General features: G+C 37.8%; 20 protein-coding genes. All 20 read right to left on the bottom strand.

What is annotated here, in order from left to right; genetic code table 11:
- Nucleotides 1-14: 14 nt before the first annotated feature.
- Nucleotides 15-869, bottom strand: a complete 855-nt coding sequence (locus IPM62_02515; protein ID QQS39460.1) for a hypothetical protein — start codon at nt 867-869, stop codon at nt 15-17.
- Nucleotides 870-908: 39 nt separating this feature from the next.
- On the bottom strand, nt 909-1,571 hold the full coding sequence (locus IPM62_02510; GenBank protein ID QQS39459.1) for an HAD family phosphatase: 663 nt from the start codon (nt 1,569-1,571) through the stop codon (nt 909-911).
- Nucleotides 1,571-2,290 (bottom strand): hypothetical protein, encoded by a 720-nt coding sequence (locus IPM62_02505; GenBank protein ID QQS39458.1) that lies wholly within the window; start codon nt 2,288-2,290, stop codon nt 1,571-1,573. The genes IPM62_02510 and IPM62_02505 overlap by 1 nt, the downstream gene beginning before the upstream one ends.
- Before the next feature lie 75 nt (nt 2,291-2,365).
- The gene (locus tag IPM62_02500) at nt 2,366-3,805 is read right to left on the bottom strand and encodes a cysteine--tRNA ligase (GenBank protein QQS39457.1); all 1,440 of its coding nucleotides are present in this window, start codon (nt 3,803-3,805) and stop codon (nt 2,366-2,368) included.
- A gap of 4 nt (nt 3,806-3,809) precedes the next feature.
- Nucleotides 3,810-4,538 (bottom strand): PIG-L family deacetylase, encoded by a 729-nt coding sequence (locus tag IPM62_02495; protein QQS39456.1) that lies wholly within the window; start codon nt 4,536-4,538, stop codon nt 3,810-3,812.
- Between the two features lie 144 nt (nt 4,539-4,682).
- Nucleotides 4,683-5,117: a hypothetical protein gene (locus IPM62_02490; protein ID QQS39455.1), complete on the bottom strand. Its 435-nt coding sequence runs from the start codon at nt 5,115-5,117 to the stop codon at nt 4,683-4,685.
- A complete protein-coding gene (gene recR, locus IPM62_02485; GenBank protein QQS39583.1) occupies nt 5,114-5,719 on the bottom strand; it encodes a recombination protein RecR in 606 nt (201 codons plus the stop codon). The genes IPM62_02490 and recR overlap by 4 nt, the downstream gene beginning before the upstream one ends.
- A gap of 397 nt (nt 5,720-6,116) precedes the next feature.
- Nucleotides 6,117-6,398: a YbaB/EbfC family nucleoid-associated protein gene (locus tag IPM62_02480; GenBank protein ID QQS39454.1), complete on the bottom strand. Its 282-nt coding sequence runs from the start codon at nt 6,396-6,398 to the stop codon at nt 6,117-6,119.
- Between the two features lie 9 nt (nt 6,399-6,407).
- Nucleotides 6,408-8,051, bottom strand: coding sequence for a DNA polymerase III subunit gamma/tau (dnaX, locus tag IPM62_02475; GenBank protein QQS39453.1), 1,644 nt, complete (start codon nt 8,049-8,051; stop codon nt 6,408-6,410).
- A gap of 269 nt (nt 8,052-8,320) precedes the next feature.
- Nucleotides 8,321-8,710 carry an rRNA maturation RNase YbeY gene (ybeY, locus tag IPM62_02470; GenBank protein QQS39452.1) on the bottom strand — a complete coding sequence of 130 codons (390 nt, stop codon included), beginning with the start codon at nt 8,708-8,710 and terminating at the stop codon, nt 8,321-8,323.
- Complete coding sequence (locus IPM62_02465) at nt 8,707-9,159, bottom strand: GatB/YqeY domain-containing protein (protein ID QQS39451.1); 453 nt, start codon at nt 9,157-9,159, stop codon at nt 8,707-8,709. The genes ybeY and IPM62_02465 overlap by 4 nt, the downstream gene beginning before the upstream one ends.
- Nucleotides 9,156-9,479 carry an HIT domain-containing protein gene (locus IPM62_02460; GenBank protein QQS39450.1) on the bottom strand — a complete coding sequence of 108 codons (324 nt, stop codon included), beginning with the start codon at nt 9,477-9,479 and terminating at the stop codon, nt 9,156-9,158. The genes IPM62_02465 and IPM62_02460 overlap by 4 nt, the downstream gene beginning before the upstream one ends.
- Nucleotides 9,480-9,517: 38 nt before the next feature.
- Nucleotides 9,518-10,516: a YvcK family protein gene (locus IPM62_02455; GenBank protein QQS39449.1), complete on the bottom strand. Its 999-nt coding sequence runs from the start codon at nt 10,514-10,516 to the stop codon at nt 9,518-9,520.
- 62 nt (nt 10,517-10,578) lie between these two features.
- Nucleotides 10,579-11,832, bottom strand: coding sequence for a hypothetical protein (locus tag IPM62_02450; GenBank protein QQS39448.1), 1,254 nt, complete (start codon nt 11,830-11,832; stop codon nt 10,579-10,581).
- Nucleotides 11,833-11,981: 149 nt separating this feature from the next.
- Nucleotides 11,982-13,079 carry a site-2 protease family protein gene (locus IPM62_02445; GenBank protein QQS39447.1) on the bottom strand — a complete coding sequence of 366 codons (1,098 nt, stop codon included), beginning with the start codon at nt 13,077-13,079 and terminating at the stop codon, nt 11,982-11,984.
- Between the two features lie 50 nt (nt 13,080-13,129).
- A complete protein-coding gene (locus IPM62_02440) occupies nt 13,130-13,747 on the bottom strand; it encodes a hypothetical protein (GenBank protein ID QQS39446.1) in 618 nt (205 codons plus the stop codon).
- 24 nt (nt 13,748-13,771) lie between these two features.
- A complete protein-coding gene (gene frr, locus IPM62_02435; protein QQS39445.1) occupies nt 13,772-14,326 on the bottom strand; it encodes a ribosome recycling factor in 555 nt (184 codons plus the stop codon).
- Nucleotides 14,326-14,787: an elongation factor Ts gene (locus IPM62_02430; GenBank protein ID QQS39444.1), complete on the bottom strand. Its 462-nt coding sequence runs from the start codon at nt 14,785-14,787 to the stop codon at nt 14,326-14,328. The genes frr and IPM62_02430 overlap by 1 nt, the downstream gene beginning before the upstream one ends.
- Before the next feature lies 1 nt (nt 14,788).
- Complete coding sequence (rpsB, locus tag IPM62_02425) at nt 14,789-15,592, bottom strand: 30S ribosomal protein S2 (GenBank protein QQS39443.1); 804 nt, start codon at nt 15,590-15,592, stop codon at nt 14,789-14,791.
- A gap of 204 nt (nt 15,593-15,796) precedes the next feature.
- Entirely contained in the window at nt 15,797-16,615 is an 819-nt protein-coding gene (locus IPM62_02420; protein ID QQS39442.1) for a bifunctional methylenetetrahydrofolate dehydrogenase/methenyltetrahydrofolate cyclohydrolase, read from the bottom strand.
- Between the last annotated feature and the right edge of the window lie 12 nt (nt 16,616-16,627).

Here is a 16,627-nt window from a genome sequence, read left to right as displayed (position 1 = left end):
ACTAGTAGTTTCCATTAGTCTGTTTTTATAACTTTAATAATTTCTCGAATAGACAAACTCGCATCTTTGTAATCAAGTTTACTTAAATCAAGTTGGGCCACAACTTGATTGTATTTACCCAGCGATGAGTTGTTTGAGCTTTTTTTATTTCGAATTGTATTTATTATAGGTTGCGCCTTGTTGTACTTAACATTTCCACGAGCAATTCTTTGTTCGGTCTCAAAAATCCAGTTGTCAATACTCTCCAAATCTCTTTTTGTAAGTTGATATTCTTTTCTTTCTTCGGATCGAATACTTGCAACTCTATCTTTAACGGCAAGAAAATTCTCGTTAAGTCTTTCTTGGAATTTCGTTACTCTCCCCAAGGGGACAAAAGAAACGGCTTCGTACGCTAGTTGTCCAAGTACATTATAACGTTTGGCCGCTTCGTCGGAATCGCTTTTTAGATCATCCAAAGATCCGGCACCAACAAGACCGGCTTTATGATCCTCGAACCAAGAAATTTCATTTTCCAGTTCGGTTATTACTCTTACTCTCGCCTCCTGATTAATTCCTTCGGTTTCTTGCAATCTTTCGACAACCGAGTTTAAATATTTTATTATCACATCATCACGGGCAGATAACATATTTTGAGTCGCTTCTTTGGCTTCATTTCTTGCCGTCAGAGTATCAAATCTCAAATATTGTGCACGAGCAAGTACATACTTTTCATGCGCCTTGTTGTATGCCTCAAGACTAAGGGTGTAGTCATTGAAAGCAATTTCATACGCCGTACCTGTAGGTATTTCCGCTTCTTGGGCATACAAGTCTCCCGGATAGAAAACACACAAACTTATGATTAACACCACTCCGAGGATAATTCTTTTCATCTTGTATAATCTTAGCATTGTTGGTAAGCTCTGCAAAGTCTACTTATCGCTAAATAACGCTAACACCTCTTCGACTGATATTAAATCAAAATCATGAATAAGTTTGTGCGCACCCGACAAAGCTTCTTTACGAATTTCGTCTTTATAGACACCCACAACCATCATACCTGCACTAAGACCAGCTTCAACTCCCGCCGCTGAATCTTCAAAGACTACACACTGTTTTGCCGGAACAGATATTTTGTCGGCTGCCAAATTAAAAATCTCGGGAGAAGGCTTTTTATTTCCTACTTCCTCGCCTGTTGTAATACTTTCAAAGACTCCCTGTAAATCTAGGGTGCTGATTAACGCATCGGCAATACTCCATGTCGTACTTGTCGCCAGGGCAATTGCAAAATCGGATTCACCAAGGTCGTGAGCAAAGGAGATAAATCCCCTTTTTATTCGCGCCAGTTTTACATGTGCTAAAAAATAATCTGTTACGAGTGCCGACAAGTCCTCGATACTGTGTTGTGTTGTTATCTTGTATTTATCAAAAAGAATAGGCCAATTTTCATCAATGCCAATACCTCCGGTGTGGGGTATGTCGGGAACGTTTTTCGCACCCAATTTTTTTAGAACTTGGCTGAAGGCATTGCCGTAGATAAAATCGTCGTCGACAATCGTTCCATCCAAATCAAATATTGCTCCGTATTTTTTCATTAATAAACAATTTTAACTTTGGAATCGGATATTGTCACTTCGTATCCATTAAGTGATTTTATCTGAACCTTGTAGTTATTATTACCATTCCATAAATAAATCCGTGTACTTTTAACATGCTGGAAATCAGCATTATTGCTTGTTGATATTTCGCTACCCGTCACGGCAATTTTGTTTGTGTCGTCCCACAACCGTGCAAATGCCTGCCCATTACCATGTAACACCTTAAGAGATGCCTCAAAAGTTACATACGCATCCATGTTGAAATCATTTTTCAGATCGATATAGCTAGATGCGTCATTTATCGTAAACCAATTCGTGCTCGTTGACCCGGCACTACTTCCAAGTGGTATATATGAGGTCTGTGTTTTGACGTTCGGCGCGTCCACAACACTGACAGTATTATTGCTTTCGGCAGAATCGATCATCTCCAAAATTGCTTCATTGCAATCAACACAGTCTTTAATACTAAAGCGATTATCTTGGGAATTTCGAGTAATTTCCGTAATTCCAATCTTTCCTGAATCGGTTGCTTGCGAAAAATCTTCTGAGTTAGATTCCTGCCAGGAAATTAAATTTCCAACATTCTTGTACGGTTTAGTATGTTTGAGCAAATCAACATCTTTTTTCAAAACATACATGCCCAATGTAAGTACGCAAAGATAGACAAATACCAGCATAATAAGGCTAGTGAAGATAAGTTTTTTGAGGGTCGTCATTACTTATTAGTATGCAAGTTAACACCAACCAAAGTCAATTTGATTATATTGGGTCAAAAATCACAACTAAAACGTTTAACGAATCTTTTTGAGTTTGTAGCCATCAGAAGAATCTTTGATATCAAAACCAGCAGATTCAATCTCTTTTCTCACCTCATCGGCTTGTGTGAAGTCTCCCCTTTTCCTAAAATCCTCTCTTTTTTGCGCCAAGGCATTAACAACATCAGGGATATCCACGGGATTTCTTTCTGATTCTTCGATCGACTTGCGGATATTCAAACCAAGCACATCATCAAAGCTAACAGCAAGATCATATTTATCCTCTGAAGGAATATTGCTTTTTAGCATCGACCAAAAGACGCTTAAGGCCTGAGGCATGTTGAAATCCTCAGAGATAGCGTTTTTAAAATCATTTTGAAACAAGTGCACTTTCTGATTCTTTTCCTCAGACATCACAGTTCTTGCTGTTTGTTTTTTTGCTGCTCGTACTTGTTCGACTAATTTCTGGCGTGAGTTTCTGGCCGCCTCGAGCGCTTCCCAGGTAAAGTTGAGTTTCTTGCGGTAGTGACCGGTTAAATAAAAATATCTTACATCCATCGGGCTAAATCCCTTCTTGCCTATGTCAGTGAGTGTATATGCGTTATGTAAACTTTTCCCCATGCGCCCACCATCGATAAGCAAAAACGCACCGTGAATCCAATATTTGACATACGGTATTTTACCGGTTGCAGCTTCACTTTGAGCTATTTCATTTGGGTGATGAGTGCTTTTTAAATCTTCTCCACCAATATGAATATCAAATTGTTCACCTAAATACTTCATGCTCATAGCCGAACATTCAATGTGCCAACCGGGAAATCCAATTCCCCATGGGCTTTCCCATTCCATGTGGCGCTTAACTCCCTTTGGTGAATATTTCCAAAGAGCAAAATCCCTAGGGTCTTTCCTCCCGGGATTGATCTTCACTCTTGCCCCTTCTTTTCTTACATCAAGGTTTGAAAGATCACCATAACTATATCCGTCACGTTCATATTTTTTAATATCAAAATATATTCCATCATCAAGTATTTCATATGTATAGCCTTTTGTTTCGATTCTTTTAACTAATTCAATTTGTTCTTGTATATAGTCGGTGGCTTTTGTGAATCTAATTGGATGAGTCAAATTCAACTCGTCAAAACCCTTCAAAAAATCTTTAGCATAAAAATCAGCAATTTCCCATGCTGTTTTATTTTCTCTTTTTGCACCTTTTTCCAGTCGGTCTTCACCAATACTGGCATCGCCTTCGTTGTCGCCCGTCAAGTGCCCGACATCGGTTATGTTCATGATGTACTTTGTCGTAAATCCCAAATAGCCGAGCGTTCTGACAACCAAATCACCAAGTGCATATGTCCTCCAATTACCTATCGTTACAAAATCGTAAACGGTTGGCCCACAGGTATACAGTCCCACAGCACCTTCTCCAAGAGGAGTAAATACTTCCAGTTTTCTTGATAAAGAATTAAATATCTGCATGTATTTAGAGTTTGAAAGGGACATATTTAAAGGGATATGTTTTGTCAAAATCTACTTTATGATACCATTCCTTACGTAGAAAAATCAGATAGTAAAGCGCTGTTTTTAAATTCATCACATTTTGACTTTTGTACACTCGCGCTGTCAATATTTTTCTGACAATATTGATCTTCAAAAAGCTTGTTGCTTTTGACACATAAGGCAATACTTCTGAACACATGTATCTTGACACAAGCGGTTTATTTTCCAAATCCAATGTCGCAAAGTAGAAAATTGGCCTTGCATTTTTCTTCATAGAAGAAATTATTCTCGTTAATTCAAGTGACAATACGATATGATCCGGATTACCGGTAATCCCCGAATGATCATACGTAACCACCATAGCAGGCTTTAATTCTCTGATTTGTCGTGTTAGCTTTTTTGTCCAGAGATCTTTGCAATCCCGCAAATAAGCGTCGGGGTAATTTTCCAATATCACTTTATCAACTTTTAATTTGGTCATAGCACTATTAAGTTCTTTGGTTCTAACTTCTTTGACAGATTTTCCTCTTGGATGAATATGCATTTTCCCCTCACCGCCCTGGGTTAATACCAGCACAACAGTTTTGATATCATACTTTTTTGCTTCACGAAGAAGACCTCCCGAGATCATCGTTTCATCGTCCGGATGAGGATAGCAAACAAGCAAAGTTTTTCCCCGAATCTTTTCTAATTCGTTAATTAAATTATCCATAGGTCCTTAAACAAAAATTCCCGCTGATTGCGGGAATGTAAGCCACGTTATATACGACGTAATCAACGCGGCTTATTTTGACAACAACTTATAATTCTAATTTTCATAAAGACATGATACAAATAAATCATCTCAATTGCAATCTTAATTTTTCTTTCGCATTTGCTCCATTCCTCTCGGCTTTTGTCCACCAACACCGATAGCTCCTTTTTTCGGACTAGACGGGAGCACAGCTTCCTTTTTATTTTCATTTTGTGGTTCTTGCATTAATCCGGTTTGATTTTTTATCCATTGGTTTTCAGCCTTAATGCGATTTTGCCTAAGTTTTTGCATGTCTATATCGACCGTATCAACTACGGTTTTTTTAGCCTTTTCTTCTTCTGATTTTTTTGTTTGAAGCATTGCTTCAACAATCGGCGAGGGTTGATCTTCGGGTTCGAATGTCTTTGGATACTTACCGAGAATGACATCCATAGCGCTTCTTTTGGGAGGAACAACTTTCGGCTTAGGTTCCCCCAACACTTCGTGTTTAATTTCATGAGCGATAGCTTTCGCGTACTTTTTAGAATTATTTTTCATAAAATCCTTCTACCTCGTATGGCTTCTGACAACGTTGTCTCGTCAGCATACTCCAAATCCGCACCCGTCGGTATTCCCATTCCCAAACGCGATATTTTTGTCTTCGGAGACATTTCTTTAATCTTTTTGCTCAGATACATTGCCGTTGCATCACCTTCCATGGTTGGATTCGTAGCTACGATAACTTCAATAATAGCATGACCATTCGATAATCGATCAAACAGTTCGTTAACAAAAAGCTCGTCGGGTCCAATGTTATCTAGCGGACTAATCGCTCCATGTAAAACGTGATACAAACCATTGTATTTACCCGTCCTTTCAAAAGCCAAAATATCAAGCGGTTGTTCAACCACGAGAATAGTATCTCCCTCACGTCCGTGGTCTAAGCAAATAGGACAAGGATCCGTCTCGGCAACATTTTTGCATAGTGAGCAAAGCACGGTATCCTTTTTGAGATTGGTAAGTGCTTGACCAAATTCTTCAAGCTGGCTTTGAGGTACATGAAGTAAATAGTAAGTCAGTCTCTGGGCAGATTTTGGACCAATACCGGGTAATTTTTGAAAACTTTCAATTAGATTAGAAATAGGTTTGGGAACTTTCATCATGTGGTAATTATAACAAAATTATTGTTAACTATTAATTATATATATTAAGATTTAATTACTTCGTTTAATATTCCTTTCGAAGCATTTTATCCATTATTAGGGTAATAATTACTTTCGCAACACCTCGTTGCTGCTATAATAATTTAATGGGCGTGTTACTAGACTACGAGAGTTTAATAATTTACCTTGGGATAAGTGTAGTTATATTTCTTGCAATTTTCTTCCTCTTACTTTTTCGGTTTATTGAATTATTCTTTAACAAATTCAAAAAAAATAGTGACTATAAATTTAACAAGAGACAATTAATAATCATCTTACTCGTATTGGTTGGTGATATATTTTTCCACTTATTTTTATCTTATATACTCGGTATTAACGGATAAGTTGAAGTTATTTATTTACCAAAAAGTCCCGAAAGTCCACCGCCCATCTCCATCATCTTTCGCGCCGCCTTTTTTTGTACTTCCTTCATTGCTTCATTGATTGCTTCCTTGATATCATCACGATCACTGTCGTCTAATTGAAAGTACACAATTTGTTGTGCACCGTTAACTTTAATTTTTATTGCACCTTTCTCATATGTAACTTCCTCTTTCTCGAGTTCCTTTTGAAGTTTTTTTGCTTCTTGGCGCATTTTGTTTAATTCGCCGAGTTGTTTAAATTTATCAAATGCCATAGTGTTATTCTAATCGCCAAATATATCTTTGGCAATATTTATTATATCCGTTTCATCGCTATTGGTCAAAGTACCAGTTAAATTGGTTTTACTACCGTTTGAAAATGAATTATTTGACGCATTCGCAGATGGTATTTGCGAGACATTGGCGATCTCAGTCACCGGCGCTTCCGTCAAGGAACACACCACGTGCACCTGACCACCTAAAACTTTTGCACAGGCATTTTCCAAAAGCATTCGATGATTAATGCTTTCCAAATGCTCTTTGTGAAATGTATAGTAAACCCCGAGATTTAAAGTTTTTCCATCAAAATTTAGCGGCCGCGATGCTCTTAAAAGTGCTTCGGTTGACGCATTTATCGGCCGTATTTCGGAAAGAATTGTAGACCAAAGCTCATGCGTAATCGAATTTGCCACTTCATGTCCATCTCCATCCACACATCCATTTTTCTCCTCGCTTGCATTATTACTATTTACCTGAACCACCGTCTTACTTATTGTGATTGGATCAGCTTCACTGTTAACCGTATCAACTTGTGCGTTTATCTTACTTACCTTAATATCGGGTTGAGAGGAAGTTTTACCGGCAGTGTCATTATCTTCACCTTCTTTGTCAGAGTTATCATTAGTTTCACACCACTCGACAATTAACACTTCAAGAGGAATTTGCTCGTTGAAAGATATTGCCATATCTTTTTTAGCATGTATACACATTTTTATTAACGTAATTATTTCTTTCTTTCCAAGATCTAAATTAGTACTTTCGCCTATACCAATTTTTCCCAGTAACTCTTTTCTCAAATACACAATAATCTTATCGGCAATACTAATTGCCGACATGCCTTGACGCAAACCTTCGTCAACCATACCCAACGCCTTTTTGGTATCTTTTGTGGCTAATAACAGGCAAAAGTTAGCTACATCAAACATGTCCGAAACATGCAAATCTCCAATGTCTGCAAGCGAGATATGTTTCTTGCCATAGGCTGTTTGTTCCAATAATTTATCTGCATCCCGAAACGAACCTTCCGACAATCGCGCTATTTCATATAATACGCCGTCGTCGACTTTAAGATTTTCTCCCTTCGCAATTTTCTCAAGTGATACTACAATCTCATTAAGAGAAGCTTTACCAAATTTAATTAAGTGAGTACGCGAACGAATTGTACTTATGAGTTTTTCCGGATTTGTTGTCGCCAAAATAAAGATAACGTGGCTCGGCGGTTCTTCCAATGTTTTAAGCAGTGCATTACTTGCTTCATTGGTCAACATATGCGCTTCGTCGATAATATAAATCTTTGACTTGGCAAGTGCGGGTGCCAGCTTTACCGCGTCTTTCAATAAACGTATATCATCGATTCCCCTGTTACTTGCGGCATCCATTTCAATCACATCAATATTTGCCGAGTTGGTTATACTTCTACACTGTTCGCATTGATTACACGGAAGCGTGCTATCTTTCTTTCTTTTTTCGCAATTTACTATTTTGGCTAAAATCCTTGCGGCAGAAGTTTTTCCCGTACCCTTTGGTCCTGCAAACAGCAGTGCATGCGGTATGGATCCCGATTTAACAACCCTTGTTAGATCTTCGCGTACCGATTCTAGGTCTAAATCATCTATTGTTTGTGGACGGTATTTTAAGTAATAAGCCATATTGTAAGATAAATCATCCTCGGTTCGACGATCAACACTTTTTGATCTTGTGTTTAGTAAGTTTGAACCACTTGGTAACCGTAAGTAAAGTGTGCGTATTTTGGAATTAGTACAAACTACTCACAAGTAAACACATTAGAGTGTTTAGCACTTGATCGTTAAAAAAAATAAACACTAAAAAAGTTTTTTTCGAAATATTTCCTTTGTTGTCTAAAATTAGCACAACTGTGAAAACTATGAAAGATATCAAAAAGTATCAAATAATTTACTTATGAATGATGAATACCAAGAAGATGAAGTGCTCCGTGATTTACCAGCTCAATAACTTTATCATCGATCATGACTCCCTCACTGTTGGCTTCCTCTTTGGCTTTTGGATAACAGACAACAATTTGTCCCAAGCGTATCACCCCATCCGGTGGACTAATAAATTCCGTTTTTGTTTCACTTGCAGGAAAAGTTAAAACGTTATGGAGGACATCCTTTTCTCCCAAATAATCTTCAGCCAATCCTAACATTTTATTTTCACCAACGATGGCAACATCAACTTCCGTATCCGACACAATACCCCTACTTTTTAAAAATTTTGCGAGTGCTTTTTTTACCTTCGGAGTACTAACACCGTAGTTTGATTGCTTAATTACGTAAATTTTTATCATAAATTGCCTTGGCTAAGTTTTAGCTTGACAAAGTCCAATACTCTTTTGCCGTCTGCTCGTCCTTCCACTTTTGCTACCGCGGCTTGCATTACTTTCCCCATATCGGTTATTGATTTTGCTCCAACTTCGAGAATTACTTGATCGACAATTTTAATAACGTCTTCATCTGACATTTCCGTCGGTAAATATGTCTCAAGAATTTTTAGTTCTTCTCTTTCTTTATCGGCGGCAATTTTGTTTCCACCAGATTCAAAACCTTCAATCGCATCCTTTCTTTTTTTGGCTTCTTTTTTTACAACTTTCAATTCATCTTCCTCAGACAAATCTTCCTTTTTGTCAATCCGAGCATTTTTCAATTCGGAGTTCAACATGCGAAGTGTCGAGACACGCACTGCGTCATGTGCCTTCATCGCCTCTATAAGTTGTTTTTGAATATCGCTACTTATCATAATGCGTTTAATTCTCCAAGTTTACCTCCAACAAGGTGCCAATGCAAATGTTTCACAACTTGATACTTTCCACCATTAACTATAATTTTGTAACCAGCCGAAATATCTCGAGCTTGTATTAATTTATTAATTACTTCCATCATGTCTATAATCGTTTCGTGGTGTGATTTTTGTATGTCGATAAAGGATACGATATGCTCTTTGGGGATAATTATAATATGGGTTGTGGCAATGGGATCTATGCTATCAAAAGCAATGACATTTTTTGTTTCCTCCCTCACTTTCGCCGGTAGTTTTCCTTCAACTATTTTACAAAACACACAATTCGTCATATAACACTTACAGTTTAATCCAATATCTACACAAGTGAAACAATCGCTTTAGCTAACTTGTTAGGATCGTGACGTACCAAACTTCTTTTTACAATATCGGATTTTGGTTTGATAAATATCTCAGACGACATAATATTCTTCCTTATAATTTTTGTTTTCTTTGTCGTAACTAAATCATCAACTACCGGAATAGAATTTTCTTCTTTATATCGCCTAAGAAGTCGTTGTGGTATTTTTTCTTTGTTATGAATCAGACAATAATTAATAAATTCTCCTCCTAAATATTTATTAATCTCATGAACATGCATCGAACCTGTGAAGTTGTTTGTTTGACCAAATTTTGTCATGAGATTGACGACGTATACCTTCTTTGCTTTTGATTTCGCAATCGCTTTGACGATTCCATCGACTACTAAATTACAAATAATACTGGTATACAAATCACCCGGACCCAAAACAATCAAATCAGCTTGTTTAATTGATTGAATCGCCTTTTTGGTTGCACATGCTTTCGGAATAAGTCCCAACTCCACAATTTTGTGTTTACCTGTTTCTTTATCTGGTTCATCCACGTAGTGTTCCCCCAACACTTGTTTACCATTATCGTAACGAGCAATCAAATGTGAATTGTCGTAGGTAACCGGAATAATTTCGCCCACAACATGAAGAAGCTCACAAGTTTTTTCAATTGCTTTCTCCTGCGTCCCGTAGACATCGGTCAAGGCAGCCATAAATAAATTACCAAAAGTCATGCCGGAAATTCCTGTTCCGTTTTCATATCTGTAGGTAAAAAGTTTTCTTAGATCTTCGCTGTCTGCGTGCTTTTCGTCGGCAAGCGCAGCCATACATTGCCTTATATCGGAAGTCGGCAACAGCCCAAATTCATCACGCAACACCCGATTGCTTCCCCCACTATCCATCATTGATACAATTGCGGTTAAATGTACGGGGAATTTTTTTAATCCCGATAGAACCGTATAAGTACCCGTGCCACCACCGATTACCACAATTCTCTTTTTGTTCATTTAATTAACTAAACTTTTTGTGTATTGCCAAAAAACATAGTCCTGAAGCATGTAGCATGTTATTATGATGTAAGTATGTCTATTAGGTCATCTAGACTTACAATTTTTGTTGTGTCGCTTTTTCTACTTTTATACTCCAGCTTTTCTTGTGTTTTTTGAGAAACCACAATCCTGTGGGGAATCCCTATTAAATCTGAATCAGAGAATTTCTTCCCTGCGGCGATATCTCTGTCATCCCACAAAACTTCAATTCCGCGCTCGGATAAACTATTATAAATCGATAGACCATTCTTTGCTCCCGGAAGCTCGATTAGGTGAACTTTAAAAGGAGCTATCGCGTCTGACCATATAATTCCCTTGTCGTCATAACTCGTCTCTACCCAAGCACCCATAACACGCGTTGACCCAATACCGTAACTACCGAAATAGGGAAACTTTTTCTTGTCGTTTTCGTCGGTATAAACTAATTGCATTTTCTCACTATAATACGTACCAAACGGAAAGATATTGCCGACCTCTATCGACTTCGTTTCGATAACCTTCGAACCACATTTCGGACAAACACTTTTACATTCTGCTGCAAGCGCGTTTTCAACTTCTTGGGGATCAAACACCTCTTTATTTACCGCCCAGTTACATTTCTCGCAATAATAAATAACATCTTCACCGCTACCAACGGGAACCTGAAATTCATGAGTAATGTTTTTGGTAAAAACCCCTCCACCCGCTTCGGTAATTTTGACATCGAATCCAATACGGTCAAATATCTTTGAATATGCTATTTTAACTTTTTCGTAAAACTCACCAAAATCCTTTTCGTTTTTGTGGATACTGTATAAATCCTTCATCATGAATTCTCTTCCCCTTAATATTCCACTTCTTGCTCTGGGTTCATTTCTAAATTTTGTAGAAAAGTGATAAAGCGCCAATGGCAAATCTTGATAACTATTTACAAATTTCCGAACCAGATCCAAAAATATTTCTTCGTGTGTGAAAGAAAGCGCAAATTCTTTTCCGCGTGAATCCTTGAACTGATACATGACCTCCTTCGCCGAATCCCATCTCCCCGTTTCATTCCATATCGTTTTAGGATGCATTAAGGGCATTAGTACCTCCTGACAGGAAATGCTATTTAGTTCTTCACGGATAATGTCGTTTATTTTATTTACAACGCGCCATCCAAGCGGCAACAAACTCCAACTTCCCGCCATTAATTGGTCAATGAAGCCCGCTCTTACCAACAACTTGTGGTTAACACTTTCCGCATCTCGTGGTGCTTGTTTTTGTGTTTTGGGAAATAGTTGAGATTGTTTCATGTGTAGTTATTATATCAACCCAAGCTCAAATTACTACAAATTCCCTCTTGGCGAAATACGCAAAAATATTTGGTTATCTATACCATCATAAAACCAAGATATCTGTTAATGTGAATTTGTATAACGTCAATTGTAACACAAGGTGCTTATTACGGGGCAAATGATTCTATGAATCCGGTAACACTACCTGCATCAATTAATCTTCGAATATCGCCGAATGTTATTACAACAAGAAGGGTGAGAAGAAGAGCCATTCCAGCCATGTGAATATAACCTTCAATCTTTGGTGTTACTCGACGACCCGAAATCGCTTCTATAATAATAAACAAAAATCTTCCGCCATCAAGCGCGGGAAATGGGAATATATTTAACACTGCAAGATTTACAGACAAAACACCTACGAAATTAATGAGAGCTACTACACCAAAGGACGCCGCCTGAGTGGTAATTGCATAAATTCCGACAGGACCGGCAATGTCTTGAGGAACTGATCCGCCAAGTAGTGTCGAAAAAAGAGTTGAGAATCCCGCAACAACTGCGAGTATCCAATAAATGCTTTCTTGAAAACCATAATAAACACCATAAAACGGTCTTTGCCAAATTGAGGGAAAATATATTTCGGTGGTTGAAATTGTAACACCCAAAGGTCCTTGACCTTCGGGATAATCTTTTCTTGGCGTTACTTTGAACTCTTTTTCTTCTTTCCCGCGACTAATACGAAGTAAACTTTCCATGTTTGGATTCTCCTGCATTTTTACGAGAAAGGAATCGGAACTCGTGATGGCTTCGCCATTAATTTCACTCACAATATCACCAACCATCAAACCGGACATACTTGCGGGAGAATTTTCGGCAATTTCCACAATTCGAACGTTCTCTGATTCCCTCGGTATACCGGAAACTGAATAGACAATAGAAAAACAAACAATTGCCAACATCATGTTCATGAAAACTCCTGCAGTAATAACAGCCGATCTGACTTTTTTAGATTTATTGAGAAATGCTTTTTGTGGATATTTAATACTTCCCTCTTCGTTTTCACCATGAAGTCTGACAAATCCACCAAAAGGAAGTAGATTGATACTGTAGATTGTATCCTTGTATTTTTTACCAAAAATTCTTGGAGGTAATCCAAATCCAAATTCTTCGACCCAGATGCCTAGTCTTTTTGCCGTCCAAAAGTGACCAAATTCATGAACAAGGATAAGAACCGAGAGAACTAAAATAAAAGTAAATAATGATACCATTGTGCAAACTAGAGTATACGAAAATGGCTTTATTGTAGCAAGTAACACTTCTATTCTTCGCTGTCTTCTGGATAATATAAGCGTACATTTCTCAAATTATTATTATCTACAAATTTCTGGTATATTCGATATCTCTGCTTAGTGGTTGGTTGTAAAAAGACCTGAGTATCAGGATCAATTAGGGTAAGGAATTTACTAGCAAATCTTAAAAAGCTTATTGTTCCAGGTTGCAAAGTATCCGAAACCTCTTTAAATATTTTGTCACCCTCTTCAAATCTCCCAATTTTTATCCGATCGAACGACTCTATTGAGCAAAAAGACATTTCTATTGATTTGAATTGGTGGGGGGAGTTACTACCTTGATTATGTTTTTTTGTAAATATATTTTTATTACCTTGTTCATTCTTGGTACATAGGTGGATTTGAAGTACTTTTCCATCTTTCACAATTGCAAGATGCTTATCTGCCCCTTTAAATGAATAGTATAAAATGCTTTCAGGTCTTAGATTATCTCTTGCAAAATCTAACGACTTATTGCCCATCAAATGCGAAAACATTATTAAATCCTTTTCACTTGCCTGTCGAATAATTCTTACTCCAGACCGCTGTTCTTCTACTTTATGTCTAATTAAGTATGGTTCGGCTGGATTGTTAACATCTTCTGTCATATATATAAATATATTCGTTAACTATTATATCTGAAGCAACTCTTTCTTTTTTTGTTCTCCTGCTTCTTCAATTTTCTTGACAAATTCGTCAACCAACATTTGCAATCTCTTTTCTCCCATGAACTTTTCATCTTCGGTAATTGTCTTTTCTTCAAATTCTTTTTTGATATCCTTCATAACGTCTCCACGAACCTGACGTATCATAATTTTTCCACTTTCTAACTTCCCCGAAAGGATTTTGACTAGTTTTTCTCTGTCTTCGGTTGTTAGCGGAGGAACCGAAATCCTAATAATCTCACCGTCAATATTTGGTGAGAAACCGATGTTTGCCGCTTCTATTCCCTTTTTTATTTCACCGATTATCGATTTATCGTAGGGGGAAATGACAATACTCTCAGGATCAGGCGAACTTACGGTTGCCACTTCTTGAATTCTAAGTTTTGTTGTACCACCATAAACCACGACTGTGAGATCCTCAACCAAACTGGGTTTAGCACGTCCCGTCCTAACCGTATTCACATCCGAAACAACAAGATCCAACACTTCACTTAGTTTAGAGCGTACTGAAGATTCGTTCATTACTTTCCTAATTCTACACGAAAAATTCTTCCAATGCGAACATTCTCACCGGTTTTTGCAATAACATCTCTTACCAGATTCTCAACTTTTTTGCTCGGGTCTTTGATAAAATCCTGAGCAATCAAGTCATCAACGCTATTTGCACCCATAGAGGCAACTTGCATCGCAAGGTCATTTGCCAATGTTATAAATAAATCATTTTTGGCTACAAAATCAGTTTCGCAAAGAAGTTCGACAATTGACACCAATTTTCCTGAGTGATGAACATAAGTTTTAAGTACACCTTGGTTGGTCTCACGATCGCTACGTTTCGCGGCTTTTTCAAAACCTTCTTTTTTCAGAATTTCGCATGCCTTGCCTTCATCCCCACCCACTTCGTCAAGAACTTTTGTGATACGCACAATTGAAGCCCCCGTTTCATCTCTTAGTTTTCGGATTGTCTTGACATCAATCTTTGCCATGTTATTTTTTAGACACCTTGCTTTTCTTTTCCTTAACTTTCCTTGGTGAAGTTTTAATATTCTTGCCCTTTGCAACTTTAACCTGTTTTTGGGGAGTTTCCGGTTTTGCTTCTAATTTCTTTGAATTATTTTTTCCTTCAGTTATCGCCTCGGCAATCAGATCAAGTACATAATCAAGTGCGCGTGTTGCGTCGTCGTTCATCGGAATCGGATATGTAACTCCATCCGGATCACAGTTTGTATCAACTATCCCCACTGTTTCAACACCTGCTGTTCGTGCTTCTTTGATGGCACCTTGTTCCCTTTTGAGATCGATAATGATAATTAGATCGGGTGTTTTTTCCATACCATACAACCCTCCGAAAAATCTTTCCAAACGTGCAATCTCTCGTTCAATCAGAAGTCTTTCCTTTTTCGTAAATTTCTTGTACTCACCTGCGGCAAGTTTATCACGCATGGTATTTAGTTTATTGAGCGATTTTTTGATCTGGGAAAAATTCGAGAGTGTTCCTCCAAGCCACCTTTCATTCACATAAAAGACTTGTGTTCTTTGGGCTATCTCTGCAACCTTTTCCTTGGCTTGTTTTTTGGTTCCCAATATCAGAATATTTTTCTTTTCACTTGCAACTTTACTAATTACTTTGAGAGCTTCTTCTAATGCCTTTTTTGTTTTTATCAAATCAAAAATATGGACTCCGTCGACATGGCTGTGGATATATTTTGCCATTTTCGGATTCCAACGTCTTGTTTGATGTCCATAATGGGCACCTGATTCAATTAGTTTTTGTGCGGAAACTTCAGTCATATTATAACTTTTACATTCCTTAATCCTCTACTTAAGGCGAAGTTTTTTTCTTCAGGAATGCATTCCTTAAGTATGCGTTGAAGTATTATAACAAAAGTATCTCTGGTGCACAATAGTGCGTAATTAACGAAGTAAAGTTATGAGTTGGCTGATTAATTTAAACCCACAGGTTAGAAATTGATATCACAAAACACCTTATATTTTCTATTTGAATACAACTAAATTCTCTAAAAGGGAAACGATTGTCACTGGTCCGACACCTCCGGGAACACCCGAGACGTACGCTGCTTTTTGGTAAGTTGCTTTGTCGATATCCCCCCTTGGAGCCCCGACATCAATCATAATACTTCCATGTCTAACCATGTCTTGCGTAATTAAATTGGGAACGCCTGTAGCACTGATTAAAATATCGCAATTTAATGTGTACTTTTTGATGTTTTCCGTTTTGGAGTGAAGTAAACTGACTGTTGCATCCATTTGTGTCATTAACATAGTAAGCGGTTTTCCCAGTATTTCACTCGCTCCGATTATGACAATGTTTTTTCCCGCTAACTCTATCTGCCAGCTTGCTAGAACAGACATCACTGCTTTAACGGTTGCGGGGATAAACTTCGGCGTCCCCATGCTTAGTAAACCTAAATTGTGAGGTGTTAATCCATCGACGTCTTTGGCGGGGTCAATAACCGATACAATTTCCGCCCAACTTTCTTTATCGTATTGCTTGTCACCAGACGGTTTTTGAACCAATATCCCGGTTGTACCTTCATCGCCGTTTAATCTTGTGATCACCTCAATCACACCTTCTTTGTCGATATTGTCCATTTCGTACGCAACGAAAGCTATGCCAATACTTTCAGCTTTGCTTTTCTTGAGTTTAGTATAAAGAACACTTCCGGGATCAGTTGATACATAAATACTGGCAAGCTTTAAATTAATACCTCGCGCTTTTAGATTATCAACTTGTTTTTTTAGAACCAGAAGCTTCTCGTCGGAATATTTTCTGCCATCAAAACTTATCATCATGTTATTTTATGC

Source organism: Candidatus Woesebacteria bacterium (genome assembly GCA_016700095.1).
Taxonomy (GTDB): Bacteria; Patescibacteriota; Microgenomatia; order UBA8517; family UBA8517.
This window is presented reverse-complemented; position numbering and strand designations above follow the sequence as displayed.